Here is an 11,810-nt window from a genome sequence, read left to right as displayed (position 1 = left end):
ATGGCGGAAACTCGATGGCGCAAACCGCCTGCCCGAGATCGTCCAGGGGATTGCCTTCAAGGACGGGATCAAGCAACTTCGAGCCGCCGCCTGATCACGCCGTCACCAACTTTAGGGCATAGCTCTCCCAGCTGTTGTGCAGGGCCTCTCGCGTTCGCGCCAGACCAACGGACGGCACGAGCTTCAACTCGAACCCGGCCTGTCCGAGATGGTGAGCCAAAACACGGTGATAATTGCCGGTCGCTTCGAACCCAATCCGCACCGGTAGGTCGTAGCTGGCGAGAGTGGTGGCCAAGCGCTGGAAATCTTCCAGTGTGTTTGTAATCGTCAGTCGACGGCGGCGCTTCTTGCCGGGAATGCTGATCAGCACCTCATGCCGGTGCTTAGAAATGTCGATGGCGACCAACACGGTCGAAAGGGTAGCATAGGTAGCGGTCATAGCCGGTCTCCTCAGCGGTGTGGTTATGCAAAACCACTGTTGAGACCTGAGACCCGGTTATGGCCACCCGCTACGCTATCTGAGGGCTGCGCGCGTGGCCATAACCTCTCGGCAGAGCTTCTTCCCGACGTGCTATGGCATCCAGTTTACAAACCGAAGCTGCGATACAAGTGCCTTCGAACATATCTTTGACCGCGTGTGCCGCGAGCATGCAATCGAGCACAGGCTGACAAAGGTGAAGCATCCTTGGACGAATGGCCAGGTCGAGCGGATGAACCGAACGATCAAGGACGCGACCGTGAAACGTTTCCACTACGACGACCACAATCAGCTCCGCACCCACCTGGCGGACTTCATGGCAGCCTACAACTTCGCACGCAGACTCAAGACCCTCAGCGGGCTCACGCCCTACGAATACATCTGCAAGATCTGGACATCTGAACCAGACAGATTCACCTTAAATCCGATCCACCAGATGCCGGGCCTGAACAACTACCGCGTTGCGCAAGAGGCGCTCACCAATATCGAGCGCCATTCCGGCGCGGCCCATGTGGCGATCGACGTGCGCGGCCACCTCAACGGGGCCACCCTGCGGATCACCGATAACGGCTGCGGCCTCGACGAGGCACAGGCCCGGCAAGGCGGCAGCAGCGGCCTCGGGCTGCGCAACATGCAGGAACGCATCGACCAGCTTGACAGCACGCTGCGCATCATCTCCTCGACGTCCGGCACCGGGCTCGAGGCCTCGGCCCCGCTCACCCACCTTCTGAAACCACAGGGCCAACCCGATCCCGCCCCAAGGACAAAGGCACAGGCAGGACCACATCCCCGATCCGCGTGGTTATCGTCGACGACCATCCGATGGTCGCCGAAGGCATCCAATCCATCCTAGAGAGCTATGATGACGTCGTGGTGATCGCCATCTGTAACACCGGGCAGGCGATCATTGACCATGTGATCGAACTTGCCCCCGACGTGATCCTGCTCGACCTCAACATGCCGGGGCTGGGCGGGCTGTCGACCGCCGAACTCCTGCTGGAGCGCCACCCCGGCACCCGCATCCTGATCCTCAGCATGCATGACAGCCCCGAATACATCTCCTCGGCACTCAGCCACGGTGCGGCGGGCTACGTGCTCAAGGACGTGCCCACCGACGAGATCAAGCGCGCCATCGACGCGGTCATGGCCGGGCAACGCTACCTCTGCACCGGCGCGCAGGGCTCGCTCGCGCCGTTCGACACGCCGGACCGCGAACAGCTGACCAATCGCGAACAGACAATCCTGCTGCAACTGGCGCAGGGCAAATCCAACCGCGATGTGGCCGAGACGCTCGACATCTCGGTGCGCACGGTCGAAACCCACCGCAAGAACATCAAACGCAAGCTGGGTTTTTCCTCGACCGCCGGATTGACCCGCTACGCGCTGGAACATGGCGTTCTGCAGGGCACCGGCGTGCGCATTTGACACGGCATTTTCAAATGCCGTGTGCCGCGCTTTGCAAAGCGCGGATCAAGCGGCTTGCAAGCCGCTTCGCGTCATTCTCGGCGCTGCGCGAGAGAAAAGACACCGGCGTTTGTCTTGGGATCAAACCGTCGGATCTCGTTTCACGCAACAAATGCAAAGAAACCGCCCGCCTGACGACATTTTATCCGACGTATCGCCTTGACGCCCCCCGCTGCCAGACCTAATGTTTCGGCCACGCAGCAAAGGAGTCGCGCGAGTGGACACGCTAGTAGACATCGTAGGCACGTGGCGCATGGGCCAGTAACGGACACCCTGATGGTTTCCCATGCGCCCCCGTCTCACGACCGGGGGCTTTTTTATGCGAATTGAAATGACGTCATATACGGAGCACAACACATGACACGTCAGATGACCGGAGCGAAAATGGTGGTTCAGGCCCTCAAGGATCAGGGCGTGGACGTCGTATTCGGATATCCCGGTGGCGCCGTGCTACCGATCTATGACGAAATCTTTCAGCAAAATGACATTCGCCATGTGCTCGTGCGGCACGAACAGGGTGCAGTACATGCCGCAGAGGGTTATGCCCGGGCCACCGGTCGCCCCGGTGTTGTGCTGGTGACCTCCGGTCCGGGTGCCACCAATGCCGTCACGGGCCTGACGGACGCGCTGATGGACAGCATTCCGCTTGTGGTTCTGACCGGTCAGGTGCCGACCTTCATGATCGGCAATGACGCCTTTCAGGAGGCCGACACCGTGGGTATCACCCGTCCCTGCACCAAGCATAACTGGCTGGTCAGCGACACCAAGAACCTGTCGGACACGATCCATCAGGGTTTTCACGTCGCCACCTCGGGCCGGCCCGGCCCGGTGCTGATCGACATCCCCAAGGACGTGCAATTCGCCAGCGCGGACTATGTCGGACCGCGACAGGCGCGCACGCATCACTATCAGCCGCAGATCAAGGGCGATATCGAGGGCATCACCGATCTGGTGGCGGCCATCGAAAAGGCCAAGCGCCCGATCTTCTACACCGGCGGCGGGGTGATAAACTCGGGCCCCGAGGCAAGCCGGTTGCTGCGTGAGCTGGTCGCGGCGACGGGCATTCCCGTCACCTCCACGCTGATGGGGCTCGGGGCGTATCCCGCCTCGGGCAAGAGCTGGCTGGGGATGCTCGGCATGCACGGGCTCTACGAGGCCAACATGGCGATGCATGGCTGCGACCTGATGATCAATATCGGCGCACGCTTCGATGACCGGATCACCGGGCGGCTGGATGCGTTCAGCCCCGACAGCATAAAGGCGCATATCGACATCGACCCTTCCTCGATCAACAAGGTGATAAAGACCGACATCCCGATTGTCGGTGATATCGCCAACGTGCTCGGTGATGTGCTCGAAGTCTGGAAGGCACGCGGCGGTAAGCTCAACCGCGAGGCGATCTCCAAATGGTGGGATCGGATCGAGGAATGGCGCCGCGTCGACTGCCTCAAGTTCAAGCAGCAGGGTGCCACGATCAAGCCGCAATACGCGCTGCACCGGCTTGAGGAACTCACCAAGGGGCATGACCGCTACATCTGCACCGAGGTCGGCCAGCACCAGATGTGGGCGGCGCAATATCTCGGTTTTGAGGATCCCAACCGCTGGATGACCTCTGGCGGCCTTGGCACCATGGGCTATGGCTTCCCGGCCTCGATCGGCGTGCAGATGGCGCACCCCGAGGCGCTGGTGATCAACGTCGCGGGCGAGGCGTCGTGGCTGATGAACATGCAGGAGATGGGCACCGCCGTGCAATACCGCTTGCCGGTCAAGCAGTTCATCCTCAACAACGAACGGCTCGGCATGGTCCGGCAATGGCAGGAACTCCTGCACGGCGAGCGGTATTCGTCCTCGTGGTCCGAGGCGCTGCCCGATTTCGTGAAACTCGCCGAGGCCTTCGGGGCCAAGGGCATCCTCTGCAAGGACCCCGCCGATCTGGACGACGCGATCATGGAAATGCTCGATTACGACGGGCCGGTGATCTTCGATTGCCTGGTCGAGAAGCACGAGAACTGCTTCCCGATGATCCCGTCGGGTGAGCCGCATAACAAGATGCTGCTGGGCGAGGCCTCGACCAAGGACGCCATCAAGAAAGGCGGCGCGGTGCTGGTGTGAGCCCGTTTTCTTGAAAAGAAAACGTCCCGGAATTTTTTAAAATTCCGGGACAGAACCGCCTCAACAAGGAAAGACGAAATGTCCGCACTGAAGATCAAAAAAGGCTCGTCCAAGCATTCCGCCTATAACCTGCGCCCGCAATTCTCGGACGTGCAGGAAACCCATACCCTCGCCGTGATCGTGGATAACGAGCCGGGGGTTCTGGCCCGCGTGATCGGTCTCTTCTCGGGGCGCGGCTACAATATCGACAGCCTCACCGTGGCCGAGGTGGACCATACCGGCCACACCAGCCGCATCACCATCGTCACCACCGGCACGCCGCAAGTGATCGAGCAGATCAAGGCGCAGCTTGGCCGCATCGTGCCGGTGCACGAGGTGCATGACCTCACCGTCGAGGGTGCGAGCGTGGAGCGTGAACTGGCGCTCCTGAAGGTCGAGGGAGAGGGCGACAAGCGGGTCGAGGCGCTGCGTCTCGCCGATATCTTCCGCGCCAACGCCGTGGACAGCACACATTCCAGCTTTGTCTTCGAGATCACCGGCGCGCCGGAAAAGATCGATGCCTTCGCCGAGTTGATGCGCCCCCTGGGCCTCGTGGAAATGGCCCGAACCGGCGTCGCGGCGATGTCGCGCGGGCTCTGATAGGGGCGCAAGACCCCGCTCGGCATGTCGCCTTGAGGCAACTCAGAGGTCGCAAGCGTATGCGCCGAATGCCCCGCGCGCCGGTATCCTCCCGTTAAATCAAACGGGAGACAGAGCAAATGAGCCAGCCGCTGACCGATCTTGGCCGCGTGCGCGCAAGCGTCGAACAGGCCAACGGATTGCCCAACGCGCATTACATCGACCCTGCGGTCTACGAGGAAGAAAAGCAGGCGCTGCTGTTTGGCCAATGGGCAGGTCTCGCCGTGGCCGCAGATGTGCCGGAACCGGGCGATGCCAAGCCGCTGGAATTCCTCGGCATGCCGCTGCTGCTCATCCGTGACAAGGATGGCGATGTCCGGGTCTTTCAGAACATCTGCCGCCATCGCGGCATGATCCTCGTCGAGGAACCCCGCAAGATCGAAGGTGCCATTCGCTGCCCCTACCATTCCTGGTGTTATTCGACCAAGGGCGCGCTCGTCTCCACGCCGCATGTCGGCGGGCCGGGCCACAACACCCACGAGTCGATCCGCCGCGATGAGCTTGGCCTCAACGAGGTGCGCAGCCACATCTGGCGCGATATCGTCTGGATCAACGTCTCGGGCGACGCCGCGCCCTTTGATGAGGCAATGTCCGATCTCATCGCCCGCTGGTCCGAGTTCGACCTGCCGCTCTATCACGGCGGCCATGACAGCCGGTTCGAGCTGGAAGTGCAGACCAACTGGAAACTCGCGGTCGAAAATTACTGCGAAAGCTATCACCTGCCCTGGGTGCATCCCGGCCTCAACAGCTATTCCAAGCTGGAGGATCACTACCACATCGAGAAACCCGGTGAATATTCCGGTCAGGGCACGATGGTCTACCGACAATTGACCAACGAGAACGGCGAGAAATTCCCCGATTTCGAGGATGTCGGCGCGAAGTGGAACGAACAGGCCGAATATATCGCGGCCTATCCCAACGTCCTGCTGGGCGTGCACCGCGATCACGCCTTTGCCATCATTCTCGAGCCGAAGGGACCAGAGCGCACGGTCGAGCACATTCACCTCTATTATTCGGTACCGCGCAGTGACGAGGGGCTGCGCATGCGCAACACTCAGCTATGGAAGACGGTGTTCGAAGAAGACATCTTCGTTGTCCAGGGCATGCAGCGCGGCCGTCACGCCACCCAATTCGACGGCGGGCGCTTTTCTCCGGTGATGGACAGCCCCACGCATTGCTTCCACGATTGGGTGGCGGGCAAGGTGGAGGCCCATCGCGGGATGGTGAGGGCAGCAGAATGAAGGATCTCAATGCCCAGATGATCAGCGCACACGAGGCAAACGACCGCCGGGCGCTCATCAAGCTCTACGCGCAAGCTGCAGATTCGGTGAACGATCTCGACACATCCTGCTTTTACCTCACCCATGCCTATGTTTTCGCGCTCGAGGCGGGGGCTCACGAGGCGCATTATCTGCATGCCCGTCTCAAGGCGCATGGGAGGGAGGCGTGAAAGCTCAGGGCACCGCGCAAAGATCCAGTCAGACCGGGTGACGCGGGACAGCCACCACCGGTGTCAGCCCGAGCAACTCGCGCCACCAAGAACGCAGAACTTGGCACAATGCGGGTGGTTGAGAGCAACGTCGCGCTCGGCGTCGGCCAACGTCTGACCCAATTCAAACTCGGGGGAATACGGCAGTAGCGTGCAAGCCAGCACCGCCAGCTTATCAGATCCTTTGCGCTTGACTACCATCCGCGAGGAGGCGCACATCACATCACGGGGGGATTTGCCCAGAATATCCCAGCAGGCGGTCGTGATCTCGGGGACCTCGGCACCCTCGTCCATTTCCGGGAATAGCATGGTCGAACCGGGATCGTCGGCGTCAATATCGAAGCCGTGCTCGGCATAGAGCCGGGCGTAGCCCGCGCGCGACTCCGCCTCGCTCTCACCCCAGACAGTGCGTCCCGCCACGGTCATCTTGATTCCGTTGTCACGCAGCCAGCACATGCCTTCCAGCGTCTTTGCAAAAGCGCCTTGACCCCGCTCCTCGTCATGACATGCCTCCGACCAATGATCGACAGAGATGCGCAAGGTAAGCTTGTCATGCCATTTCTTCGCCAGATCGAGCAGACCCGCGCGCACGGTTTTGCGCATCATCGGCCGCATCGCGTTGGTCAGGATCAGCACCTCATACCCGGCCTCGAGCGCGGCACGCGCCATGCCGACCATCTGCGGATTCATGAAGGGCTCGCCTCCGGTAAAGCCGATCTCGTGAATAGGCCAGCCACGCTCTTCGATCTGTGCGAGATACTCACAAACCTCGGTCTCGGTGATGTAGACTAGCGCGTCATTACTCGGCGAGGACAGGATGTAGCAATTTCGGCACTCGATGTTGCACAGTGTTCCGGTGTTGAACCACAGCGTTTCGGGATGGCTGAGCGGCACTGATGCACGCAGATTTCCGTCTGCGGTTTCTTTGGGGTCATGAAACTTGCCGTCATTGGCAAGAGGGCTGACATTGTCTTTCATTCTGCGATCCGTTTCCTGTTTCTCATGTCTCGCCTATCCTCGGCTTTCTGGCAAGGGAAGACGGCTGACGCCATTGTGAAGCCGGAGCGACGTGTTAGAGTTAGCGGCAAGGCGATGCGCTCGGAAACCGGGCGGGCGGCAAGCATAAGGAGACAAAAATGGCCTCTCGGGTTATCCCGGTCGATCCGTTCGATCTGGTGATCTTCGGTGCCACCGGAGATCTGGCGCGCCGCAAAATCCTGCCGGCGCTCTTTCGGCGTTTCGTAGCAGGCCAGATCGAAGGCGATGTGCGCCTCATCGGGGCGGCCCGCAGCGACATGGATGCCAAGGCCTATCGCGAGATGGTGCGCGAAGCGATCACCGAATTCGGAGGCGACGAGGCGAGGCGCAAGAAAGACCTTTCGGCGTTTCTGGCCCTGCTCGATTACGTAACCATCAATGCGCGCGGAACGACCGGGTGGGCCGACCTTGCGGGCAAGATGCGCGATGACCGCATCCGCGCCTTCTATTTCTCTGTGGCACCGTCACTCTTCGGTGATCTGGCCAAGCGGCTGCACAAACATGGCATGGCCGATGACGACAGCCGAATCGTCGTGGAAAAGCCCTTTGGCCGCGATCTGGGAACGGCCCGTGACCTCAACCGTGTGCTCGCGCGGCATTTCGACGAAGGTCAGATTTACCGGATCGACCATTATCTCGGCAAGGAAACGGTGCAGAACCTCATGGCGATCCGCTTTGGCAATGTTCTGTTCGAGCCACTGTGGAATAGCCAATACGTGGATCATATCCAGATCACCGTTGCCGAGAGCGTGGGCGTCGGCGGGCGCGGCGATTATTATGACAAGTCCGGCGCGATGCGCGACATGGTGCAGAACCACATGATGCAGCTCCTGTGTCTCATCGCGATGGAGCCGCCCGCCAAGTTCGAGCCCGACGCGGTGCGGGACGAAAAACTCAAGGTCATTCGTGCGCTTGACCCGGTTTTGCCGGATAACGTTGTACGGGGCCAGTACGAGAGCGAGGGCAAGCAACCCGGCTACCGCACACAAGTCGGCGACGATGAGAGTACCACCGAGAGTTTTGTGGCCCTCAAGGCGCATATCAGCAATTGGCGGTGGGCGGGAACGCCGTTTTATCTGCGCACCGGCAAGCGGTTGCGCGACCGCGCCAGCGAGATCGCGGTGGTGTTCAAGGATGCCCCGCATTCGATCTTTGGCGAAGAGGCCGGGCGACATTGCAATATTCTGACGATCAAGCTGCAACCCAACGAAGGGATCGAGTTGGGTGTGACGATCAAGGAGCCGGGACCGGGCGGCATGCGCCTGATCGACGTGCCGCTCGACATGACATTCGCCGAGGCCCTGGGACCGGAAGAGGCGGATTTTCCAGATGCCTACGAACGACTGATCATGGACGTGATACGGGGCAATCAGACGCTCTTCATGCGCGGTGACGAGGTCGAGGCCGCCTGGGCCTGGACAGATCCCATCATCACCGACTGGGAAGAACATGCACGCGCGCCCCTGCCCTATAGTTCCGGTTCGTCCGGGCCGGATGATGCTTTGATGCTCATGCATCGGGACGGGCGACGCTGGCGGGAGATAAGGCCATGAATATCATCGAATACGCCGATGCGGAGATGATGGCGATCGACGTCGCCAACGAACTCGCAGGAGAGTTGCGCACCGCCCTGAGCCATCAGGACCGGGTCTTGTTCGTCGTGCCCGGCGGGACGACACCCGGGCCGGTTTTCGACGCGCTCTGTGACGCCGATCTTGAATGGGATCGTGTCGATGTCCTGCTGAGTGACGAACGCTGGCGCCCCGAGGTGCATGTCCGCTCCAACACCCGCCTCATTCGCGAGCGGCTCCTGACCGAACGGGCCGCGGCGGCACGATATTTGCCGCTCTATGCACAGGCCGAAACCCCCGAAATGGTTCTGGCGGAACTTGAGGCCAATATAGGCCCCGCCCTGCCCATCAACATTCTCTTGCTTGGCATGGGAGCGGACATGCATACCGCCTCGCTCTTTCCGGGTGCCGACAGGCTCGAAGAGGCGCTCGACCGGCATGCACCGCTCCTGGTGCCGATGCGCGCCCCCGGGGCCGACGAGCCGCGCGTCACGCTCTCGGCTCGGGTGCTGGACGGTGCTGTGTCCAAGCATATCATGATCACCGGGGACCAAAAGCACGCCGCCATCGAGCGCGCCCATCATATGCGACCCCAAGAGGCCCCGATCGCCGCTGTTCTGAGCGGTGCGACAATCCATTGGAGCCCGTGAAAGGACACATCATGTGGTCAGACGTCGAGCGGTATGCGCAGGCCGCGCAAAAGGGTGATATCGCCGAATTGCTGAACGATCCCGCGCGCGCCGCCCGTTATTCGATCACATTCGACGGCATGCTGTTCGACTACTCCAAGACCACCCTGACCGATCCGGGCCGCGCAGCTTTGCTGGCACTGGCCGAAAGTGCAGGCGTTGCGGCTCGTCGTGCGGCCATGTTCAACGGTGAAGCGATCAACGAAACCGAGGGGCGGGCCGTCCTGCATACTGCGCTGCGCAATATGTCCGGTGACGCGGTGACGCTCGACGATCAAGACGTCATGCCCGACATCGAGGCGGTACGCGCCCGCATGATCGCCTTTGCCGCGAGCCTCAGAGACGGGCGAATTGCAGGAGCAGGTGGACCGATCACGGATGTGATAAATATCGGCATCGGGGGCTCGCATCTCGGGCCCGAAATGGCGACGCTGGCCTTGCGCCCCTATCATCACGGCCCGCGCTGTCATTTCGTGTCGAACGTCGACGGCGCCGACATCGCGGACACGTTGACCGACCTCGACCCGGCGCGCACGCTCGTCATTGTGGCCTCCAAGACCTTTACAACCATCGAGACCATGACCAATGCCGCAACGGCGCGGGCGTGGATGGCGCACGGAGTGGACGATCCCGGTGCACAATTTGCCGCTGTCTCGTCAGCCATTGAGAAGACCGCCGAATGGGGCATCGCGCCCGAGCGGGTCTTTGGCTTTGGCGACTATGTCGGAGGGCGGTATTCGGTCTGGGGACCGATTGGCCTGCCGCTGATGATCGCCATCGGCCCCGAGCGGTTCGAGGAATTTCTGCGTGGGGCCGAGGCGATGGACCTGCATTTCAAGGCAGCGCCCCCGCAAGAGAATATGCCCGTCATGCTGGCGCTTCTCGGGCTCTGGCACCATCAGGGATGCGGCTATGGAACGCGTGCGGTGTTGCCCTACGATCAGCGCCTGCGACGTCTGCCAGCGTATCTCCAACAGCTTGAAATGGAGAGCAACGGCAAACGCGTGACAATGGCGGGCGAGGCCCTCGACCGGGCGTCGGGCCCTGTAGTTTGGGGCGAGCCCGGAACCAATGGGCAACACGCATTCTACCAACTCATCCATCAGGGGACAGAGGTAGTACCCTGCGAGTTTATGCTGGCCGTCCAGGGCCATGAGCCTGACCTGGCTCATCATCAGCGACTGCTGGCCGCCAATTGCCTTGCGCAATCCGAGGCGCTGATGCGTGGGCGCTCTCTGGATCAAGCGCGCGACTTGATGCGCGGTGCCGGATTCGAAGGACCAGAACTGGAGCGGCAAGCCGCGCATCGGGTTTTTCCCGGCAACCGCCCTTCGACTACATTGCTGTATGACCAGCTCACGCCCTACCGGCTGGGACAGATCGTGGCGCTCTACGAACATCGGGTATTCGTCGAGGGGCTGATCCTTGGGATCAATTCCTTTGATCAGTGGGGGGTCGAGTTGGGCAAGGTCCTCGCAACGGGCATTGAACGGATCATGCGCGGCGAGGCATCGGGCGACGACAAGGACGGCTCAACCCAGCAACTGCTTCACTATATCACTTCACACTCGGGTTGAGCCGTCCGTCCCCGGACGGGGGCAATTTATCCGGGGTGGTGTTCAGGATCACTGGAAAGCCTGAACGCCGCTTACCCAAAGCCCTGCCTCTCGGCGGTCGCAGCACTCACTACGCTTACCTGTGCGACCAGAGCAGCCCATACGGCAAAGGTCATATGCAACCTATCCCTATTGGCATCGCGACCTGTTTTGCATCGCACTACTCTAGTCACGTCCCGGAAACCGCAAAGTTTCAAACCCCACAAAACTTTTAAAAGATCCGCGTCACGCGCGCGGGATATCGAAACCCGGCATCGCAAGCGTGAAACCGTCGAATCGAAAGCCCGGCGAAACCGTGCATCCAACCAGAGTCCATTCACCTTCGCTACGCGCCATCTGCCAATGCGTCTCAGGCACAATCACCTGCGGGTATTGCTCTTTCAACAGGTCGGGGCCGAGCACATGGTCGGTTGCAGGCCCGGTCTCAATCGCGGCCAACGACAGGATCAGCGGGCTGCCCGCATAAAAATGCCAAATTTCCGTTGCATCCACTTTGTGCCAATGGCTCTTCTGTCCCTCGCACAAAAGAAAATAGATGCATGTTCCGCTGAGCTATGCCCTAAAGTTGGTGACGGCGTGATCAGGCGGCGGCTCGAAGTTGCTTGATCCCGTCCTTGAAGGCAATCCCCTGGACGATCTCGGGCAGGCGGTTTGCGCCATCGAGTTTCCGCCATT

The 11,810-nt window shown here is 61.0% G+C and carries 10 protein-coding genes and 3 pseudogenes; 10 read left to right on the top strand and 3 right to left on the bottom strand.

From position 1 onward, the window contains the following. Nucleotides 1-124: 124 nt before the first annotated feature. Nucleotides 125-439 (bottom strand): annotated as a pseudogene (locus Q0X85_RS07480) (transposase); the annotation flags it as partial. 136 nt (nucleotides 440-575) lie between these two features. Between Q0X85_RS07480 and Q0X85_RS07475 the strand changes: the two are divergent. The 7 genes and pseudogenes from Q0X85_RS07475 to Q0X85_RS07445 form a co-directional block, all read left to right on the top strand. After that, nucleotides 576-929 (top strand): annotated as a pseudogene (locus Q0X85_RS07475) (integrase core domain-containing protein); the annotation flags it as partial. Beyond that, complete coding sequence (locus Q0X85_RS07470) at nucleotides 915-1,331, top strand: ATP-binding protein (protein WP_366129554.1); 417 nt, start codon at nucleotides 915-917, stop codon at nucleotides 1,329-1,331. The pseudogene Q0X85_RS07475 and the gene Q0X85_RS07470, both read left to right, overlap by 15 nt. Then, complete coding sequence (locus tag Q0X85_RS07465) at nucleotides 1,301-1,903, top strand: response regulator transcription factor (RefSeq protein ID WP_297771017.1); 603 nt, start codon at nucleotides 1,301-1,303, stop codon at nucleotides 1,901-1,903. The genes Q0X85_RS07470 and Q0X85_RS07465 overlap by 31 nt, the downstream gene beginning before the upstream one ends. Before the next feature lie 396 nt (nucleotides 1,904-2,299). Continuing rightward, a complete protein-coding gene (locus tag Q0X85_RS07460) occupies nucleotides 2,300-4,054 on the top strand; it encodes an acetolactate synthase 3 large subunit (RefSeq protein WP_297771015.1) in 1,755 nt (584 codons plus the stop codon). A gap of 78 nt (nucleotides 4,055-4,132) precedes the next feature. Then, nucleotides 4,133-4,693, top strand: coding sequence for an acetolactate synthase small subunit (gene ilvN / locus Q0X85_RS07455; protein ID WP_297771013.1), 561 nt, complete (start codon nucleotides 4,133-4,135; stop codon nucleotides 4,691-4,693). Nucleotides 4,694-4,812: 119 nt separating this feature from the next. Next, the gene (locus Q0X85_RS07450; RefSeq protein ID WP_297771011.1) at nucleotides 4,813-5,973 is read left to right on the top strand and encodes an aromatic ring-hydroxylating dioxygenase subunit alpha; all 1,161 of its coding nucleotides are present in this window, start codon (nucleotides 4,813-4,815) and stop codon (nucleotides 5,971-5,973) included. Then, nucleotides 5,970-6,182 carry a hypothetical protein gene (locus Q0X85_RS07445; protein WP_297771009.1) on the top strand — a complete coding sequence of 71 codons (213 nt, stop codon included), beginning with the start codon at nucleotides 5,970-5,972 and terminating at the stop codon, nucleotides 6,180-6,182. Before Q0X85_RS07450 ends, Q0X85_RS07445 begins: the two co-directional genes overlap by 4 nt. 63 nt (nucleotides 6,183-6,245) lie before the next feature. Here the strand turns inward: Q0X85_RS07445 and Q0X85_RS07440 are convergent, their stop codons facing one another. Further along, nucleotides 6,246-7,199, bottom strand: a complete 954-nt coding sequence (locus Q0X85_RS07440; protein WP_297771007.1) for a radical SAM protein — start codon at nucleotides 7,197-7,199, stop codon at nucleotides 6,246-6,248. A 158-nt stretch (nucleotides 7,200-7,357) separates the two neighbouring features. On the opposite strand from Q0X85_RS07440, the gene zwf reads away from it, so the two are divergent. The 3 genes from zwf to pgi are packed head-to-tail and all read left to right on the top strand — an operon-like array spanning nucleotide 7,358 to nucleotide 11,096. Continuing rightward, nucleotides 7,358-8,812 (top strand): glucose-6-phosphate dehydrogenase, encoded by a 1,455-nt coding sequence (gene zwf, locus Q0X85_RS07435; protein WP_297771006.1) that lies wholly within the window; start codon nucleotides 7,358-7,360, stop codon nucleotides 8,810-8,812. Beyond that, on the top strand, nucleotides 8,809-9,480 hold the full coding sequence (gene pgl / locus Q0X85_RS07430; protein ID WP_297771005.1) for a 6-phosphogluconolactonase: 672 nt from the start codon (nucleotides 8,809-8,811) through the stop codon (nucleotides 9,478-9,480). Before zwf ends, pgl begins: the two co-directional genes overlap by 4 nt. An 11-nt stretch (nucleotides 9,481-9,491) precedes the next feature. Further along, entirely contained in the window at nucleotides 9,492-11,096 is a 1,605-nt protein-coding gene (gene pgi, locus Q0X85_RS07425; RefSeq protein WP_297771003.1) for a glucose-6-phosphate isomerase, read from the top strand. Between the two features lie 264 nt (nucleotides 11,097-11,360). On the opposite strand, the pseudogene Q0X85_RS07420 reads toward pgi, so the two are convergent. Further along, a pseudogene (locus tag Q0X85_RS07420) lies at nucleotides 11,361-11,684 on the bottom strand (cupin domain-containing protein); the annotation flags it as partial. Nucleotides 11,685-11,810: the final 126 nt, after the last annotated feature.

This window comes from uncultured Roseovarius sp. (assembly GCF_947259555.1).
GTDB lineage: Bacteria > Pseudomonadota > Alphaproteobacteria > Rhodobacterales > Rhodobacteraceae > Roseovarius.
Note: the sequence above shows the minus strand (reverse complement) of the source record. Positions and strands in the feature narration are given on the sequence as shown.